The organism is Actinomadura verrucosospora (assembly GCF_039540335.1).
Taxonomy (GTDB): Bacteria; Actinomycetota; Actinomycetes; order Streptosporangiales; family Streptosporangiaceae; genus Spirillospora; species Spirillospora verrucosospora.
This window is the reverse complement of record NZ_BAABEV010000079.1, coordinates 1-17,434: the sequence shown is the minus strand read 5'-3', so window position 1 is coordinate 17,434 and position 17,434 is coordinate 1. Positions and strand designations below refer to the sequence as shown.

At 72.7% G+C, this 17,434-nt stretch carries 14 protein-coding genes; 7 read left to right on the top strand and 7 right to left on the bottom strand.

Going from position 1 to position 17,434, the window contains the following annotated elements:
* Positions 1 to 437: AraC family ligand binding domain-containing protein (locus tag ABD944_RS41245; RefSeq protein WP_345187476.1), on the bottom strand; the 437-nt coding region annotated here is incomplete at its 3' end.
* Positions 438 to 501: 64 nt separating this feature from the next.
* On the opposite strand from ABD944_RS41245, the gene ABD944_RS41240 reads away from it, so the two are divergent.
* On the top strand, positions 502 to 912 hold the full coding sequence (locus ABD944_RS41240; RefSeq protein ID WP_345187474.1) for a DUF2000 family protein: 411 nt from the start codon (positions 502 to 504) through the stop codon (positions 910 to 912).
* Here ABD944_RS41240 and ABD944_RS41235 read toward each other — a convergent pair.
* Together ABD944_RS41235 and ABD944_RS41230 are read right to left on the bottom strand one after the other, a co-directional pair.
* A complete protein-coding gene (locus ABD944_RS41235) occupies positions 887 to 1,984 on the bottom strand; it encodes an acyl-CoA dehydrogenase family protein (protein WP_345187473.1) in 1,098 nt (365 codons plus the stop codon). The genes ABD944_RS41240 and ABD944_RS41235 overlap by 26 nt on opposite strands.
* Before the next feature lie 92 nt (positions 1,985 to 2,076).
* Positions 2,077 to 2,319: a Rossmann-fold NAD(P)-binding domain-containing protein gene (locus tag ABD944_RS41230; protein WP_179836019.1), complete on the bottom strand. Its 243-nt coding sequence runs from the start codon at positions 2,317 to 2,319 to the stop codon at positions 2,077 to 2,079.
* A gap of 146 nt (positions 2,320 to 2,465) precedes the next feature.
* Here ABD944_RS41230 and ABD944_RS41225 point away from each other — a divergent pair, with 146 nt between their 5' ends.
* Complete coding sequence (locus ABD944_RS41225; protein WP_345187470.1) at positions 2,466 to 3,059, top strand: Uma2 family endonuclease; 594 nt, start codon at positions 2,466 to 2,468, stop codon at positions 3,057 to 3,059.
* A 154-nt stretch (positions 3,060 to 3,213) separates the two neighbouring features.
* Positions 3,214 to 4,020, top strand: coding sequence for an SAM-dependent methyltransferase (locus ABD944_RS41220; protein ID WP_345187466.1), 807 nt, complete (start codon positions 3,214 to 3,216; stop codon positions 4,018 to 4,020).
* 60 nt (positions 4,021 to 4,080) lie between these two features.
* Here the strand turns inward: ABD944_RS41220 and ABD944_RS41215 are convergent, their stop codons facing one another.
* A complete protein-coding gene (locus ABD944_RS41215) occupies positions 4,081 to 4,548 on the bottom strand; it encodes a MarR family winged helix-turn-helix transcriptional regulator (RefSeq protein WP_345187464.1) in 468 nt (155 codons plus the stop codon).
* 168 nt (positions 4,549 to 4,716) lie between these two features.
* On the opposite strand from ABD944_RS41215, the gene ABD944_RS41210 reads away from it, so the two are divergent.
* The gene (locus ABD944_RS41210; RefSeq protein WP_345187462.1) at positions 4,717 to 5,958 is read left to right on the top strand and encodes an MFS transporter; all 1,242 of its coding nucleotides are present in this window, start codon (positions 4,717 to 4,719) and stop codon (positions 5,956 to 5,958) included.
* 42 nt (positions 5,959 to 6,000) lie between these two features.
* Here the strand turns inward: ABD944_RS41210 and ABD944_RS41205 are convergent, their stop codons facing one another.
* Positions 6,001 to 6,663, bottom strand: coding sequence for a TetR/AcrR family transcriptional regulator (locus tag ABD944_RS41205; protein ID WP_345187460.1), 663 nt, complete (start codon positions 6,661 to 6,663; stop codon positions 6,001 to 6,003).
* 73 nt (positions 6,664 to 6,736) lie between these two features.
* Here ABD944_RS41205 and ABD944_RS41200 point away from each other — a divergent pair, with 73 nt between their 5' ends.
* Positions 6,737 to 7,627 (top strand): NAD(P)H-binding protein, encoded by an 891-nt coding sequence (locus ABD944_RS41200; RefSeq protein ID WP_345187457.1) that lies wholly within the window; start codon positions 6,737 to 6,739, stop codon positions 7,625 to 7,627.
* Between the two features lie 8 nt (positions 7,628 to 7,635).
* Here the strand turns inward: ABD944_RS41200 and sbnB are convergent, their stop codons facing one another.
* Positions 7,636 to 8,661, bottom strand: coding sequence for a 2,3-diaminopropionate biosynthesis protein SbnB (gene sbnB / locus ABD944_RS41195; protein WP_345187455.1), 1,026 nt, complete (start codon positions 8,659 to 8,661; stop codon positions 7,636 to 7,638).
* 28 nt (positions 8,662 to 8,689) lie between these two features.
* Entirely contained in the window at positions 8,690 to 9,655 is a 966-nt protein-coding gene (gene sbnA / locus ABD944_RS41190) for a 2,3-diaminopropionate biosynthesis protein SbnA (protein WP_345187452.1), read from the bottom strand.
* A 236-nt stretch (positions 9,656 to 9,891) separates the two neighbouring features.
* Between sbnA and ABD944_RS41185 the strand changes: the two genes are divergently transcribed.
* Together ABD944_RS41185 and ABD944_RS41180 are read left to right on the top strand one after the other, a co-directional pair.
* Positions 9,892 to 11,430, top strand: a complete 1,539-nt coding sequence (locus tag ABD944_RS41185; protein ID WP_345187450.1) for an amino acid adenylation domain-containing protein — start codon at positions 9,892 to 9,894, stop codon at positions 11,428 to 11,430.
* Between the two features lie 459 nt (positions 11,431 to 11,889).
* On the top strand, positions 11,890 to 17,434 hold a 5,545-nt coding region (locus ABD944_RS41180; RefSeq protein WP_345187447.1), incomplete at its 3' end, for an amino acid adenylation domain-containing protein.

The window sequence follows — 17,434 nt, the reverse complement described above, 5'->3', positions numbered from 1 at the left end:
ACGGCCGCGGTCAGCAGCTCGTCGGGCCGCGCGGGCGCCGCGCCGCCGAGCAGCGCCGCGTGCAGCCCGCGCAGGGCCCCGGCGAGCGCGGGGTCCGGCACGACGGGCGCGTCGAACAGCGGCAGCCCGACCGGGCGCGCCGCGATGTCGGCGAGCACGTCCGAGATCAGCTCGGCGCCGACGTGGACGATGCGGTAGGTGAAGCCGAGCTCGTCGGCGGCGTGGCCGTCGTGCGGGTCGTCGGGGTTGAACGCGATGACCATCCCGGCCGCGCTCGTGTGGGCCCCGCCCCGGCACCGGAACGCCTGGTAGCCGTCCTCGGTGACGCCGAACGAGTACGTCTCGTGGCTGTGCCGGTGGTAGGCGTGCCGCTCGAAGTGGGCGTGCATCGCCTCCAGGGGGCGGTCGGGCGACCGCCAGTACCTGCTCCAGTCCACGCGCCCCAGTCTGGCGCACGAGCGTTCAAGACGGCGCGCCCCGGTCCGGGCCAGGCTGGACCGCATGCGTTTCGACACCAAGATCGGGATCGTGGTCCGCGACGACCTGGCCGCCTGGCAGCGGCTCAACGTCACCGCGTTCCTCGCGAGCGCCGTCGCGGGCGGCGTCCCCGGCGTCATCGGAGAGCCGTACGAGGACGCGTCCGGCAACACCTACCTGGCGATGTTCCGCCAGCCCGTCCTGGTCTACGAGGCCGGGCCCGAGGCGATCTCGACCGCCCACGCCCGCGCCCTCGCCCGCGGGATGGACGTCGCCGTCTACATCGAGGACATGTTCAAGACGGGCCACGACGAGGCGAACCGCGCGACCGTCCGCGCCGTCACCGCCGAGGAGATGCCGCTGGTCGGGTTCGCCGTCCACGGCCCGAGGAACGGCGTGGACAAGGTGCTCAAGGGGTTGCGGCTGCACCCGTGAGCCCGGCGAGGGCGGCCAGGCGCTCGCGGTGCCGGTCCGGCGACCCGAACAGCTCCCGGGACGACTGCGCCCGCTTGAAGTACAGGTGCGCGTCGTGCTCCCAGGTGAACCCGATGCCGCCGTGCAGCTGGATCGCCTCGCCCGCCGTGTGGAAGAAGGCCTCCGAGCAGTACGCCTGGGCGAGCGCGGCGGCGGCCGGCAGCTCGTCCGGGCTCTCGTCGGCGGCGGCCGCCGCGTTCAGCACCGCCGACCGCGCCGACTCCACCAGCACGAACATGTCGGCGCACCGGTGCTTGACCGCCTGGAACGACCCGATCGGCCGCCCGAACTGGTGCCGCACCTTCGCGTACTCGACCGTCATGTCCAGGGTCCGCTGCGCGCCGCCGAGCTGCTCGGCGGCCAGCGCCACGGCCGCGACGTCCAGGGCCCGCGCCAGCGCGTCCGGCCCCCCGACCCTGCGCGCCGCGACCCCGTCCAGCTCGATCCGCGCCAGCCTCCGCGTCTGGTCGAGCGTCGGGAGGGCGTGCCGGACGAGACCCGCCGCGTCCTCGACGGCGTAGACCCCGACCCCGTCCCCGCCTCTGGCCGCCACGAGGACCAGGTCGGCGATGTGCCCGTCCAGGACGAAGTTCTTCGTCCCCCGCAGCACTCCGTCCTCGAACGTCGCCCGCACCGAGGCGGGGTCCCAGGACCCGCCGTCCTCGGCCACCGCGAGCGTCCCGATCACCGACCCGTCCGCGAGGCCGGCGAGCAGGTCGTGCCCGCCCTCCCCGGCCCCCAGCGCCGCCGCGGCCGTGATCGTCGCGAGGAAGGGGGAGCACACGACGGCCCGCCCCATCTCCTCGAACACCACGGCCAGCTCCCGCACGCCGAACCCGGCGCCGCCGTGCTCCTCGGCGATCGCGAGGCCCTGCAGCCCGAGCTGCTCGGCCATCTGCCGCCACACCTTCGGGTCGTGGCCCTCGGCCGTCTCCATCAGCCGCCGCACCTCGGCGGCGGGGGACCGGTCGGCGAAGAAGCGCCGCAGCGCGTCCCGCAGCTCCCGCTGTTCCTCGGTGACGACGAGCTTCATCGGGCATCCTCCCACACGTGTCCCAGGCCTACCGGGTCATCGTGCCGCGCGCCCGCCGCCCGCCTCCGGCCCCTTCCCATCCACCGGGACGGTCAGGGCGCCCAGTCGTGCGGCCCGAGCACGTACCCCTTGCTCGTCGAGTGCAGGTGGTTGATCGACACGAGGTGGCCGAGCGCGGCCCACAGATCCTCCTCGGGCGCGTCCACGAGCGCCCCGATCGTCTCGAAGTCCGCCGCCCCGCGCTCCTTGTCGATCTCCGCCACCGTCTCGTACACGACCAGCTCGAAGTCCGACAGCTCCTGCACGTCCCCACGCGGAACATCTCGCTCATCCATAGACAGACCGTGCCCACTCGCGCTCGTTCTAAGTCCCGCGTGATGCGCAGCGCCGTACGCTGGGACCGTCAAGCTCGGCAACTACGATCTGTATGCGAAAGGTGGCGCTCTGCTCATAGACTCGCTCGCGAGGAAAGGAGCAGGGCATGACTGTGATGGTTCAAGAGCCTCTGTCGCACGATGACGCGGACGTCGTCCTGGAAGGTTTCCTCGCCCTCGACACCCCGGAGGGCTTCCGAGCCGAGCTGATCGACGGAGAGATCGTCGTGACCCCACCCCCCCTTGGCGACCACGAGCGATGCATCGGCAAGATCATCCGCCAGGTCATCCGCTACAGCGCCATCGAGTTCGAGTGTTCCGGCAACAAGGGCCTCGTGGTTCCTGGCGTTGAGGGCAAGCCCGATAATCGGGTGATCCCGGACATCACGTTCATATCCGTAGAGAAGGACCCCTTCCAGGGGGCTGCCTCGTGGATGCCCGTGGAGGGTGACGACGCGATCGTCATGGTGGTCGAGGTGACGTCCAGCAGGCCGAAACGGGATCGAGAGGCGAAGCGGACCGGGTACGCCCGGGCGGGAGTGCCGTTCTACCTGTTGGTAGACCGTGACGAGGACAGGGTGAGCCTGTTCAGCGGGCCGGACGGCGAGGACTACGGGCACATGGACCAGGTGCCGTTCGGCAAGCCGCTGCCGCTGCCGGAGCCGTTCGCGCTCGAGCTGGACACCTCCGAGTTCGGCTGACGCGGGTGCGGTGACCGGGACCGTCTGGCCGCGGTCACCGCGCGTCCACCCTGGCGCCGAAACCGGTCGGGGTTGGGGAATGGGGGGTCGGGCGGGTGGTCCGGAACTAGAGTGATCATCGGATCTGGAGGCGCGAGCGAAGGCGGTACCGGAGATGTCCGACGTTCCGCAGGGCCGGGCCGGTGAGGTGGACCTGCAGACCGACCGACCGCACTCGGCACGGGTCTACGACTACATCATCGGCGGCAAGGACAACTACGCCGCCGACCGGGACACCGCGGCCGCGGTGCTGGCGAACTGGCCGGGGCTGCGCACCTCGATGATCGCCAACCGGGCCTGCATGCAGCGGATGGGCCGCCATCTCGCCGAGCTGGGCGTGCGGCAGTTCGTCGACGTCGGGACCGGCATCCCGTCCTCGCCGAACCTGCACGAGGTGGTCCAGGAGGTGGCGCCGGACGCGCGGGTCGTCTACGTCGACAACGACCCAATCGTCCTCGCCCACGCGCGTGCGCTGCTGGCCAGCACGCCGGAGGGCCGCACCGCCTACATCGAGGCCGACATGCGGTCCCCCGAGGAGCTCCACGCCGATCCCGTGCTGCGCGACGTCCTCGACCTGTCCCGGCCGGTCGCGCTGACCGTGATCGCGATGCTCCAGTTCGTCGAGGACGCCCAGGGCCTGATGGAGGCGCTCGTCGCTCCGCTCGTTCCCGGCAGCCACGTCGCCGTCACCATCCCCACCGGCGACCTCGCGCCCGAGTCGCGGCGGCTCGCCGATGACTACACCAGCAGCGGCATCCCCATGTACCTGCGGGACCACGCCGAGGTGGAGCGCCTCTTCACCGGGCTGGAGCTCCTCGACCCCGGCGTCGTCCCGATGCCGCGCTGGCGCCCCGCGCCCGGCGCGCCGGTCCTCCCCGACACCGCCACGAACATGTACGCCGCCGTCGCGCGGAAGCCCTAGCGGGCCGCTAAGGGGTCGGGCGCCCGCCGCGCCTTTCGCGGCGGCGCCGCATGCGGCAGGTCATGCCGGCTGGACGTCGTCCTGCAATTGCAGCACCGCCTGGACCAGGGGCGCGAGCGCCGGCTCGGTGGCCGCCTGGTCGAGGGCCTCGCGCAGCGCCGTGTTGTGGGTGGGGCGGGCCTCCTCCAGGAGGCGAAGGCCGGCGTCGGTGACGTCGGTGTAGATGCCGCGGCGGTCGGTGGGGCACAGGTAGCGGGAGAGCAGCCCGCGGTCCTCCAGCCGGGTCACCAGCCGCGTGGTGGCGCTCTGGCTGAGGACGACCGAGTCGGCGACCTGCCGCATCTGCAGGTGTCCGCCCTCGCCGTCGTGCTGGCGGCTCAGGACGTCCAGCAGCGAGTACTCGCGTGCGCTCAACCGGTGTTCGGCCTGGAGGGCGCGCTCGACTCTGCTCTCGATGCGCCCGTGCAGCAGCGAGAGCGCCGACCAGCCGTGCGCCAGTGCGGTCATCGCCGGGTCGGTGGCGGTCATGGGCAGCTCCCTCGGTCGGGTCGTGCGAGCGGACGCGCCGGCAGACCGGCCGCCGTGTCACGGACCTCACTATACCCGCGCTTGCAATTAGCCCGCGTCTGCAATTATTGTCGACTCTCATAGAACGCCTGTGCAACCTTGCCTGGAACGTCGAGAGGACCGCCCACCATGCCGCTCGCACTGCTGGCCCTGGCCATCGGGGCCTTCGGAATCGGCACCACGGAGTTCGTGATCATGGGGCTGCTGCCCCAGGTCGGCGCGGACCTCGGCGTGTCCGTGCCGACGGCCGGGTTCCTGGTCACCGGCTACGCCCTCGGCGTCATGATCGGCGCACCGGTCATGACCGTCCTCGGCACCAAGATCTCTCGTAAGACGATGCTCATGCTGCTCATGGGCCTGTTCATCGTCGGCAACCTCATCTCCGCCGTCGCCCCGGTCTTCGCCGTCATGCTGGCCGGCCGGGTGGTGGCGTCGCTGGCCCACGGCGCCTTCTTCGGCATCGGCTCCGTCGTGGCCGCCGAACTCGTCGCGCCGGAGAAGAAGGCCGGCGCCATCTCCATGATGTTCACCGGCCTGACCGTGGCCAACGTCGTCGGCGTGCCCCTCGGCACGTTCGTGGGCCAGACCGCCGGCTGGCGCGTGACCTTCCTGATCGTCGCCGCCCTCGGCGTGCTCGGCCTGGCCGGCGTCGCCAGGCTGGTACCGGACGTGCCCAGGCCGGAAGGGGTGCGGCTGCGGCACGAGGTGGCCGCCTTCAGGAGCACCCAGGTCGTCCTGGCCATGGCCATGACGGTCCTCGGCTTCGGAGGGGTGTTCGCCGCGATCACCTACATCGCGCCGATGATGACCGAGGTCGGCGGCTTCGCGGAGTCCTCCGTCACCTGGCTGCTGGTGGTCTTCGGCCTGGGCATGGTGGCCGGGAACCTCATCGGCGGCCGTTTCGCGGACCGCAGGCTCATGCCGATGCTCTTCACCGCTCTCGGCGGCCTCGCGCTGGTCCTGCTGCTGTTCACCTTCCTGGCCTCCGGCAAGGCCGCGTCCGTCGTGGCCGTCTTCCTCATCGGCCTTCTGGGCTTCGCCACCGTCCCGCCGCTGCAGAAGCGCGTCCTGGACCACGCCCACGGCGCGCCGACGCTCGCCTCCGCGGTGAACATCGGCGCCTTCAACCTGGGCAACGCCCTGTCCGCCTGGCTCGGCGGCCTGGTGATCTCCGCGGGCCTCGGCTACACGGCTCCGAACGCCGTCGGGGCCGTCCTGGCCGCCTCCGCTCTGGTGCTGGCCGTCGTGTCACACCGGCTCGAACTGAGCCAAGCCCGCACCACTGCGGCCTCTGCCCCGGTGACCCGCGGGTCCGCCGCGGCCTCCGACCACGGCGCCACTCCCGTCGAGACGGAACCTGCCCGCTCCTGACCCCGTACCCCGCTCGCCGCGACCGGGCGTCAGGCGACGGCTTCATCCCGTGGACGAAGCCGTCGCCTGACCTCCCCGCAGGGCCGCCGACACCAGGCGGCGGATGGCGGGAAGATCCACGGCTTCGGGCAGGACCTGCTCGCCGGGGTCGTCCCGGCTCGGGTCGTCGACGTTGAGGAGCGTGCGGAACAGGCGCGGCAGCACCGTCCGGGCGAGCAGGTCCTGGGCGAGGTCCGCGGCGTCCTGGACGTCGTGCTCGGCCAGGTAGCCGGTGAGCCGCTCCTCGGTGCTGGCGAAGATGGCGTCGAAGTAGGCGCTGGAGCTGCCGGGCAGGCGCTCGGCTTCGGCGATGGAGAGCCGGCAGGTCCGCACCTGGGGTTCCCAGACCATCAGCTGCAGGAAGCGCCCGCAGAACAGCGCCACTGCCTCGGCGGGGTCCTCGGCGTAGGCGTCCGGGGTCTTCAGCCTGCCCAGGTAGAGCTCGCGGACCCAGTCCATGACGGCGAGGAACAGCTTGTCCTTGCTCTCGAAATGCGCGTACAGCGACCGCTTCGACGTCCCGGCGCGCGTCGCGACGGTGTCCATCGACGCCCGTTCGTAGCCGGTCTCCAGGAACACGTCCTTGGCCACCAGCAGGATGTGGCGCCGCAGCTCCTCACCGCGCCGCTGCCGGCCCCGCGGCGCGGATGCGCCTGCTGCACTCATCGGGTTGCGTCCTCAAAAATAAACGGTACGGTTGAGTTTACTTATTTCCATGGCGAGCCGTTGGAGGGAAGCCATGATCGTCATTACCGCTCCCACCGGGAACATCGGGCACCAGATCGTCGACCACGTCCTCGCGGCCGGCGAGCCGCTCCGCGTCATCGCGCGCGATCCGGCCAAGCTGCCGGCCGGCGTGCGGGAACGTGTCGATGTCGTCCAAGGGTCGCACGGCGACGCGCGGGTCGTCGCCCGAGCCTTCGAGGGGGCCGACGCCGTCTTCTGGCTGCTGCCCTCGGATCCCCGCGCCGCCGACGTGAAGGAGTCGTTCCTGGGCTTCACGAGGCCGGCGGCGGACGCGATGCGCGACCTCGGGGTCAAGCGCGTCGTGGACGTCAGCGCCCTCGGCCGCGGGACCCCCCAGGCGGCCAGGGCCGGGCACGTGACCGCGTCGCTGGCCATGGACGACCTGATCGCCGGCACCGGGGTCGCCTTCCGCGCGCTGGCCGCGTCCGGGTTCATGGACAACGTGCTCCGGCAGGTCGAGACGATCAGGGAGCAGGGCCTGTTCTTCGACGTGGTCTCTCCCGACCGCGAGCTGCGCGTCGTCGCCACGCGGGACATCGCGGCCGTCGCCGCCCGCCTGCTGCTCGACACCTCCTGGACCGGCCAGGAAGAGATCCCCTTGCTGGGTCCCGAGAACCTGTCCTACAACGCCATGGCCGCCGTCATCTCCGAGGTTCTCGGGACCTCCGTCCAGTACAGGCAGGTCTCCCCCCAGACCCTCGCGGACCGGCTCACCGCCCGAGGCATGTCCGGCGCCATGGTGCGGAGCATGCTGGACATGCTGGCGGCCAAGGAGGACGGCCTGGACGACGCGATCGCCCGCACGCCCCGGCACGCGATCGACACCCCGACCACCTTCCGGCAGTGGTGCGAGGAGGTCCTCAGGCCCGCGGTGCGCGCCTGAAGGGGTCGTCAGCCGTAGCGCTTCATCTCGTGGAAGAAGCCGGGGACGGTGTTCAGCCCGCCCGACGACGCGACCTGGTCGTAGACGTACTTCGCCACGGCCAGGTCCAGGACGCCGAGGCCGAACGGTGAGAACACCACCGGCTTGTCGGCGGGCGGGGTCGTCGCGCCCGTGAGGACGTCGTGCAGGGTCCCGGCGACGAAGTCGCGGTGGCCGACCCGCTGCTCGGCCAGGTGCGGGGACGTGTTCGCCTTCATGCAGTGCTCGACGTCGTCCACGACGTTGTACGACGACAGGATGATCTCGGGGGAGAGGTCGCGCAGCGACACGTGCAGGACGAGGGGGTGGTGCGCGAACCAGCCCGGTTCGGTGACGTGCGGCTCGCCCGCGACGGTCGCGAAGACGACCAGGTCGGACGAGCGGATCAGCGACTCGGCCGAGTCGTGGATCGTGATCTCGCCCTTCTCGGTGCGCTCCAGGTACCCCTGGAACCCCTCGGCGTGCTCGCGCGACAGGTCGTGGACGCCGAGCTCGTCGAAGGCGAAGCCGTTTCCCGCCAGATAGGTGTGGATGTAGCGGGCGATGAGGCCGGCGCCGACGAAGCCGACCCGGCGGGGACGCGGGCCGCGGCGGTCGGCGAGGGCCGCGGCGGCCAGCGCGGCGGACGCGGCGGTGCGGGCGGCGGAGATGATGGAGCTCTCCAGGCACGCGAACGGGTAGCCCGTCTCGGCGTCGTTGAGGATCAGCACCGCCGACGCGCGGGGGATGCCGTTCGCGACGTTGCCGGGGAAGCTGGAGATCCACTTGATGCCGTGCACGCCGACCTCGCCCTTGACCGAGGCGGGCAGGGCGATGATCCGGTCGGACGGACGGTCGGGGAAGCGCAGGAAGTAGGAGTCCGGGTTGACCGTCAGGCCCTCGCCGTGCAGCCGGTAGGCCGCCTCGACCATCCGGGTGACCTCCGCCTCGCGCCCGGCGACCGCCTCGTGGACCTGGGCGCCGGAGACCACGGCGAACGTTGGGGCCTGCGTCATGTGGGGAACTCCGTATTCCTGTAGATGATCAGTCGGCGAGGATAGCGGCCGGGTCGCCGAAGTGTTCGCGCAGCCAGTTCTCCTCGTAGATGGAATCGAGGTAGCGTTCGCCGAGGTCGGGGGCGATGGCCACGGCCACGGGGTCCTCGCCGGGGTACTTGGCCTCCAGCCAGCGGGAGGCGCCCGACACGACGGTGCCGGTGGAGCCGCCGAACAGGAACCCCCGCGCGGCCAGCGCGTGGACGGTCCGGATCGTGTCGGTCTCGGGGACGTGCACGACGTCGTCGACGAACGACTCGTCCACGAGGTCCGGCCTGCTGCTGGTGCCGAGGCCCGGCACCATCCGGCGCTCGGGGATGCCGCCGAAGGTGACGGAGCCGACCGCGTCCACCGCCACGACGGTGACGGGCCGGCGGTGCTCGCGGAAGTAGCGGGCGCAGCCCATCAGCGTGCCGGTCGTCCCGGCGCCGACGAACAGGACCTCCAGGTCGGGGAACTCGCGGTCGATCGCCGGGGCGGTCCCGCGGTAGTGCGCCAGCCAGTTGTTGCGGTTGGCGTACTGGTTCAGCCACACGTAGCCGTCCCCGGACGCGCACAGGTTCCGGACGTAGTCGATGCGCCCGCCGAGGTAGCCGCCGTTGGCGTCCCGGTCGGACACCACGCGCACCTCCGCGCCGAGGGCCCGCATGACCCGCATCGAGGCCGGGTTGCAGCGCGGGTCGGTGACGCAGACGAACCGCAGGCCGCGGCTCGCGGCGATCAGGCTGAGCGCGATCCCGAGGTTGCCCGACGACGACTCCACGATGATCGAGTCGGGGGTGAGCGCGCCGTCGCGCTCGGCCGCCTCGACCATCGCCGCGGCCGCCTTCAGTTTCACCGAACCGGCGAAATTGAAGCCCTCGCATTTGAGGTAGAGCGGGCGTTCGATGACATGCCGAAGATCGACGTAAAGGTCGTCGACGTTGAATTCCTGCGGCGAGGTTATTATCGGCACGCTGCCATCCTGAAATGAAGAAGCAATTCCCTCGTCTTCCCCCGAAGTTCGCCGCGGGCTTCACGCCAGAGCCATGGCGAGGCATCACGGTACCTTCGGGCATCTTGCCGCCGCAACCCCCTGATTACCCGCCGGTAGGGCAGAATGCGTGGTACTTCTGCCGGGCCAGACTTAGGCTATGGCGGCCGCTTGTTTTTCTGTTACAGCGGAGAAGTTCTACAACACGGAGAGTAAAGATGAGTGCTCGCGGACCCGCCGTGGACCGGCTGCTCCCCCTGGCCGGGCTGCCCGCGCTGGACGTGTCCGCGGGGCAGGCCGAGCGCGCCCGCGAGCTGGCCGCGCGGCTCGGGATGAGCCGCGAGTGGGACGGCGACCTCTCCGCCCCGGTCATCGCGCGGGTGGAGCGGATCGCCGCCGAGCGCGACCGCCCCGCCGTCGCCGACGAGCACCGGACGCTCTCCTACGCCGGGCTGGTCGCCGAGGCGCGCCGGCTCGCCGCGCTGCTGGAGGACGAGGGGGTCCGCCCCGGCGAGGTCGTCGGCGTGGGCGGCGGCCGCTGCGCGGGCGTCATCGCCGCGTTCCTCGCGATCGAGCTGGTCGGCGCCCTGTACGTCCCGGCCGACGAGACCTGGCCCGCCGCCCGCGTCCGCGACGTCCTCGACCAGGCGGGCGCGGCGGTGCTGATCACGGTCGACCCGGGGGACCGGGTGGCGCCGGCGCTGCTGGAGGGGGCGGCGGAGGCGGGGTGCCGGGTCGTCGCCGCCTCCCGGGCGGACGGCCTGGCCCCGTGGACGGGGGAGCCGCGCCTGAGCGCGCCCGACCAGCCCCGGTACGTGCTGTTCACCTCGGGTTCGACGGGCCGTCCCAAGGGCGCGGTCGTCGAGCACCAGGGCATGCTCAACCACCTCTGGGCGAAGATCGTCGACCTGGAGCTGACCGGCGACGACGTGGTCGCGTTCACCGCCCCGCTGGGGTTCGACATCTCGATCTGGCAGATGCTCTGCCCGCTGCTGCTGGGCGGCCGGGTGGACGTGGTCGGCGACGAGGTGGGGCACGACCCGGTCGCGTTCGCCCGCGCGGTGGACGCGCAGGGCATCACGGTCGTCGAGCTCGTCCCGACCATGGTCAGGCACCTGCTGGACGACCTGCCGCCGGACGCCTCCGCGGCCGGGGGCGGCGGGGTCCGCCCGCTGGCGGGCCTGCGCTGGATGATCGCCACCGGCGAGGAGCTGCCGGCCGAGCTGGCCCGCCGGTGGCTGGAGGCGGTGCCGCACGCCCGGCTGCTGAACGCCTACGGCCCGACCGAGTGCTCCGACGACGTCACCCACCACACCGTGACGGCCGGTGACCTGGGCCTTCTCCGCCTCCCCATCGGCACGCCGGTCATCAACGCGCGCCTGTACGTGCTGCGGCCGGAGGTGGACGGCGCCTGGTCGGCGTGCGACGTCGGCGAGACCGGGGAGCTGTTCGTCGGCGGCGTGGTGGTCGGCCGCGGCTATCTCGGCGACGCCGATCGCACGCGCGAGGCGTTCTACCGGGACCCCTTCGGCGCGTCCCCGACCGGGCGCCTCTACCGGACGGGCGACGCGGTGCGGCTGCTGCCGCCCGGCGCGGGCGGCGAGGACCGCCCCACCCTGCAGTACCTGGGGCGCGTCGACCGCCAGGTCAAGATCGCCGGGGTGCGGATGGAGCTGGGCGAGATCGAGGCGGTGCTGCAGCGGCACCCGGGGGTGCGGGCCGCCGCGGTGGTGGTGCACGAGTACTCGGGCAGGTAGCGGGCCCGCCGTTCACCGAGTGTGACCGGGCTGGCCGGATTCGGTTGTCAACCTTTGTCACCCGGCGAGCGTCCGGCCGGTCCGGAACGGACCCGTCGGCCGATGATTTTGTCACTCCTGTTAGCAATGGGGCGAGGCAACTTCTGCTTTTGAGGGGATTGCGAGGCATGTGACCGGCTGGTTGACTGTGACCCCGCTACTCCTGAGTAGATCGTGGGACGAGGGCGGAAGACGGGCGAGGGCGGAAAGCGGCGGCGCTCCGTATTGACCGGAACACAGGGCGTTGACTCCGGGATCGCGCGGGCGATGTGCGTCCCCGGAGGGAACTCGGGGTGAAAGGGGACGGGGAAACCCGATCATTTCTGTGGTCATTCTCTTTGGATTTCTGCCCGCCGGCGTCCTGCCGGACCCGAAACCGGGCGTGAAGCAAACCCCCTGCGACCGGGAAAGCACCACTTGATGTCCACCGAGTACGTTCCCCTTTCGGCCGCCCAGCGGAGCGTCTGGTACGCGCAGCAGCTGGCGCCGCGGACGCCGATCCACATCGCGCAGTACATCGAGATCGAAGGCCCGATCGACCACGGGCTGTTCGACCGGGTGGCGCGCATCGCGGCCCACGAGGCGCTGGCGATGAACATCCGGATCGCCGAGCGGGACGGCCTGCCGCACCAGGTGCTCGACCCGGACGCGACCGCCACGATCCCGCTCGTGGACCTGTCGGGCGAGCCCGACCCGGACGCCGCCGCGCGGGCGTGGATGCGGGAGGCGATGGCCGAGCCGCTGCCGCTGGACGCCGAGCGCCTGTACTCCACCGCCCTGCTGCGGCTGGCCCCCGGCCTGCACCGCTGGTTCATCCGCGCCCACCACATCATCCAGGACGGCTACTGCGGCCCGCTGATCGCCCGCCGCGCCGCGGAGATCTACACGTCGCTGGCGGCGGGGGGCGAGTACGTCCCCGCGGAGGCGGGCGACTACCGCAGGGTCCTCGCCGAGGAGGAGGCCTACCGGGCGTCGGAGAAGTTCGAGCGGGACCGCGCCTACTGGACCGAGCGGTTCGCCGACCGGCCCGTCGCGGCGTCGCTGTCGGAGGAGATGGCCGAGCCGACCGCCGACTACCTGAGCCTGATCTCCGTCGTCCCGCCGGAGCGGACCGCCGAGCTGGCGGCCGGCGCGCGCCGGCTCCGCACCGCGACGCCGGGCCTGGCGATCGCGGCGACGGCCGCGTACGTGGCGCGGATGGCCGGCACCGAGGACGTCGTCCTCGGGCTCGCCGTCACCGGCCGCACCACGCAGATCGCGCTGGAAACCCCGGCGCTGCTGGCGACGGTGCTGCCGCTGCGCGTGTCGGTCCGGCCCGACATGACGGTGGAGGAGCTGGTCCGCTCGGCGACGCGGGCGAGCGCCCGGGCGCTGCGCCACCAGCACTACCGGCGCGAGGACCTGCTGCGGGACCTGAAGCTGCTCGGCGAGCGCCGCCGCCTCTACGGGCCGGTCATCAACATCATGGCGTTCGACTACCGGCTGGACTTCGCGGGCCTCCCGGCGCGCATGCACGCGATCACCACGGGGCCGGTCGACGACCTGTCGATCAACATCTACGACAACTTCGACGGGGCGGGCCTGCGCGTCGACTTCGAGGCGCACCCGGACCTGTACACCGAGGACCAGGTCGCCCGGCACCTGGACCGGTACATCCGGTTCCTGGGCGCGCTCGCCGACGTCGACCCGGCCACGCCGCTGCGCGAGATCGGCCTGCTCGACGACGCGGAGCGGGCCCTCGTGCTGGAGGAGTGGAACGACACGGCGGTCCCCGCCCCGCCCGCCGTCGTCCCCGAGCTGTTCGAGGCGCAGGCCGCGCGCACTCCGGACGCCCCGGCCGTCACCCGCGGCGGCACGACCCTCACCTACCGGGAGCTGAACGAGCGCGCCAACCGCCTCGCCCGCCACCTGATCGCGCGCGGGGTCGGCGCGGAGGACTTCGTCGCCCTGGCGCTGCCGCGCGACGAGAACCTGGTCGTCGCGGCGCTGGCCGTGCTGAAGGCGGGCGCCGCCTACCAGCCGGTCGACCTGGCCTACCCCGCCGACCGCGTCGCCTACATGCTGGAGGACGCCGCCCCCGCCTGCGTCATCACCACGCGGGACGCGGACCTGCCGCCCGGCGCCGCCCGCGTCGAGCTCGACGCGCTCGAGCTGGACGGGCTCCGCGGCGACGACGTCGCCGACGCCGACCGCGTCCGGCCGCTGCGGCCCGGGAACCCGGCGTACGTCATCTACACCTCCGGGTCGACGGGGCGCCCGAAAGGCGTCGTCATCTCCCACGCCAACGTCGTGGACCTGTGCGTCAAGTCGATGGCGAGCTACGGGCCCGCCTCGACGGTGGCGCGCGTGCTGTTCTCCACGTCGCTGAACTTCGACGTGTCGGTGTTCGAGTGGCTGCTGCCGCTCACCGTCGGCGGCGAGATCGAGGTCATGCGGGACCTGCTGGAGGTCGCCGAGCGCGGCGGCTGGTCCGGGACGCTGGTCAGCGGCGTGCCGTCGGCCGTGGCGGCGCTGCTGGCACGCGGCGGCCTGCGGCTGGAGGCGGGGGACGTGGCGCTCGGCGGCGAGGCGCTCCCGCCGCAGCTCTTGCGGGACGTCCGGGCCCTGCTGCCGAAGGCCCGCATCTCCAACATCTACGGCCCCACCGAGGCGACGGTCTTCTCCACGTGGTGGGTCGACGACGGCAACCCCGACGCGGTGGCGCCGATCGGCGGCCCGATGGCCAACACCCGCGCCTACGTGCTGGACGACCGGCTCGGCCCGGTCCCGGTCGGCGTGCCCGGCGAGCTGTACCTGGCGGGCGAGGGGCTGGCGCGCGGATACCTGCGCCGCCCCGGCCTGACCGCGGACCGGTTCGTCGCGTGCCCGTTCGGCGGGCCGGGGGAGCGGATGTACCGGACGGGCGATCTCGTCCGCTGGAACGACGCCGGCCACATCGAGTACCTCGGCCGCCTCGACCACCAGGTGAAGGTCCGCGGGTTCCGTATCGAGCCGGGCGAGATCGAGGCGGCGCTGTCCGCGCATCCGGCGGTGACGCAGAGCGTCGTGGTCGCGCGCCGCGACGCGGTCGGCGACACCGTCCTCGCCGGGTACGTCGTCGGCTCCGCGAGCCCGGCCGAGCTGCGGGCGTTCGTCGCCAGGACGCTGCCGGACTACATGGTGCCGTCCGCCGTCGTCGTGCTGGAGGAGATGCCGCTCACCCCGAACGGCAAGCTCGACCGCGCGGCGCTCCCCGAACCGGACTTCGCCGCGTCCCTCACCTCCCGCGGCCCCCGCGACGCCCGCGAGGAGATCCTCTGCGGGATCTTCGCCGGCGTCCTCGGCCTGGAGCGCGTCGGTGTCGACGACGGGTTCTTCGACCACGGCGGCGACTCCCTCAAGGCGACCCGCATCGTGGCCCGCGCCCGCGCCGCACTGGACGTGGAACTGCCCGTGCGGGCCCTGTTCGAGGCCCCGACGGTGGCGGGGCTCGCCGAGTACATCGCCTCCGCCGGGAGCGCCGAGCGCCTCGCGCTGCGGGCGGTGGAAGAGCGTCCCGTCCCGCTGCCGGTGTCCTACGCGCAGGAGCGCCTCTGGTTCCTGAACCGGCTCGAAGGGCCCACCGCCACCTACAACCTGCCGATCCCGCTGCGCCTCACCGGCGCGGTCGATCCCGCGGCGATGGGGGAGGCGCTGCGCGACGTCGTCGCCCGCCACGAGCCGCTGCGGACGCTGTTCGCCGACCCTGAGGGCGAGCCGCACCAGGTGGTCCTCGCGCCGGAGGAGGCCGATCCGCGCCTGACGGTCACCGAGCCGGCGGACCTGCGCGCCGCCCTGTTCGCCGACGCCACCCGCGGCTTCGACCTGGCGAACGAGCCGCCGCTGCGCGCCCACCTGTACCGGCTCGGCGAGGACGAGCACCTGCTCCTCATCGTCCTGCACCACATCGCCGGCGACGGCTGGTCGCTGGCGCCGCTCGCCCGCGACGTCATCACCGCCTACCTGGCCCGCCGCGACGGCGGCGCCCCCGGGTGGGCGCCGCTGCCCGTCCAGTACGCCGACTACGCGCTCTGGCAGCGCGCGCTGCTCGGCGACGAGGGGGACCCGGCGAGCCTCGCCGCCCGCCAGATCGCCTACTGGAAGGAGGCCCTCGCCGGGCTGCCCGACCAGATCAGGCTGCCGCACGACCGGCCCCGCCCGGACCGCGCCTCCTACCGGGGCGGGCAGGTCGCCTTCGAGGTCCCGGCGGAGCTGGCGGACGGGCTGCGCGCCCTCGCCCGCGACCACCAGGTCAGCGTGTTCATGGTGCTGCAGGCCGCGCTCGCCGCGCTGCTCACCCGGCTCGGCGCCGGGACGGACGTGCCGATCGGCTCGCCCGTCGCGGGCCGCACGGACGAGGCGCTGGACGACCTCGTCGGCGTCTTCGTCAACACCCTGGTGCTGCGGACCGACACCTCCGGCGACCCGTCGATGGCCGAGCTGCTCGCCCGCGTCCGGGAGACCGACCTCGCCGCCTACGCCCACCAGGACGTCCCCTTCGAGCGGCTCGTCGAGGTGCTCAACCCGGCGCGGTCGCTGGCGCGGCACCCGCTGTTCCAGGTCATGCTGACCCTGCAGAACAACCCCGAGGCGTCGGTCGAGCTGCCGGGCCTGAACGTCGCCGTCGAGCCGGTGGACCCCGGGGTCGCGAAGTTCGATTTGGAGTTCCTTCTGGAGGACGCCCGCGACGGCGCGGGCGGGTACGCGGGAACCCTCGAGTACGCCCTCGACCTGTTCGACCGCGCGACGGCCGAGCGGCTCGCCGGCTGGTACCGGCGGACCCTGGAGGCGGCCGTCGCCTCCGGCGGCGCCGTCACCGTCGGCGCGCTCGACCTGCCCGGCGCACCGCACGACCTCCCGCGGCTCCCGGAGGCGGCGGCGGGGCCGGGCGAGAAGCGCCTCGTCGCCTACGTCGTCGCCGCGCCCGGCCAGACCCTCGACCCCGAGGAGTTGCGCGCCCACATCCGCGAGAGCCTGCCGGAGTCGATGGTCCCCGCCGCCGTCGTCGTCCTGGACGAGATGCCGCTCACCCCGAACGGCAAGGTCGACACGGGGGCGCTGCCGAAGCCGGAGCTGGCGATCACCCCGGCGACCGCGTACCGCGCCCCGTCGGGTGAGGCGGAGGAGGCCGTCGCCGCCGTCTTCGCCGACCTGCTCGGCGTGGACCGGGTCGGCGCCGACGACGACTTCTTCGCGCTCGGCGGCAACTCCCTCATCGCGATGCGGGTGGTCAGCCGGGTCCGCCGCGCCCTCGACGCGGAGCTGCCCGTCCGGGCGCTGTTCGAGGCGCCGACCGTCGCCGCGCTCGCCGCCCTCCTCGGGCGCGGCGCCGCGCCCGCGCGCCCCGCGCTGGAGCGGCGCGAACGCCCGGACGTGATCCCCACGTCCTACGCGCAGCAGCGGCTCTGGTTCCTCAACCGGTTCGAGGGACCGTCCGCCACCTACAACATGCCGACCGCGCTGCGCATCCGCGGCCCGCTGGACGTGGAGGCGCTCCGCGCCGCCGTCGGCGACCTCGTCGAGCGGCACGAGTCGCTCCGCACCGTCCTGCCCGACAGCGGGGGAGTGCCGCGCCAGCTCATCCTGGACGCGGCCGCGGCGCGGCCCGAGCTGGTGATCACCGACACCACCGAGGCGGAGCTGCCGGCGCGGCTCGCCATGGCCGCCGGGTACGCGTTCGACATCTCCGCCGAACCGCCGCTGCGCGCCCACCTGTTCCGGGTCGGGCCGCGGGACCACGTCGTGCTGCTGCTGATGCACCACATCGCGGCGGACGGCTGGTCGATGGCGCCGCTGGCCCGCGACGTGATCCTCGCTTACGCGGCGCGTGCGGAGGGTCGGGAGCCGCAGTGGTCGGCGTTGCCCGTGCAGTATGCGGACTACACGCTCTGGCAGCGGGAGTTGTTCGGTTCGGAGGATGATCCGGGCAGCTTGATCTCGCAGCAGA

What these genes read in the sequence shown, in the direction of transcription:
- ABD944_RS41240 (WP_345187474.1), top strand. Translation starts at nt 502, where the DNA reads ATGCGTTTCGACACCAAGATCGGGATCGTGGTCCGCGACGACCTGGCC.
- ABD944_RS41235 (WP_345187473.1), bottom strand. Translation starts at nt 1,984, where the DNA reads ATGAAGCTCGTCGTCACCGAGGAACAGCGGGAGCTGCGGGACGCGCTG.
- ABD944_RS41230 (WP_179836019.1), bottom strand. Translation starts at nt 2,319, where the DNA reads ATGGATGAGCGAGATGTTCCGCGTGGGGACGTGCAGGAGCTGTCGGAC.
- ABD944_RS41225 (WP_345187470.1), top strand. Translation starts at nt 2,466, where the DNA reads ATGACTGTGATGGTTCAAGAGCCTCTGTCGCACGATGACGCGGACGTC.
- ABD944_RS41220 (WP_345187466.1), top strand. Translation starts at nt 3,214, where the DNA reads ATGTCCGACGTTCCGCAGGGCCGGGCCGGTGAGGTGGACCTGCAGACC.
- ABD944_RS41215 (WP_345187464.1), bottom strand. Translation starts at nt 4,548, where the DNA reads ATGACCGCCACCGACCCGGCGATGACCGCACTGGCGCACGGCTGGTCG.
- ABD944_RS41210 (WP_345187462.1), top strand. Translation starts at nt 4,717, where the DNA reads ATGCCGCTCGCACTGCTGGCCCTGGCCATCGGGGCCTTCGGAATCGGC.
- ABD944_RS41205 (WP_345187460.1), bottom strand. Translation starts at nt 6,663, where the DNA reads ATGAGTGCAGCAGGCGCATCCGCGCCGCGGGGCCGGCAGCGGCGCGGT.
- ABD944_RS41200 (WP_345187457.1), top strand. Translation starts at nt 6,737, where the DNA reads ATGATCGTCATTACCGCTCCCACCGGGAACATCGGGCACCAGATCGTC.
- sbnB (WP_345187455.1), bottom strand. Translation starts at nt 8,661, where the DNA reads ATGACGCAGGCCCCAACGTTCGCCGTGGTCTCCGGCGCCCAGGTCCAC.
- ABD944_RS41185 (WP_345187450.1), top strand. Translation starts at nt 9,892, where the DNA reads ATGAGTGCTCGCGGACCCGCCGTGGACCGGCTGCTCCCCCTGGCCGGG.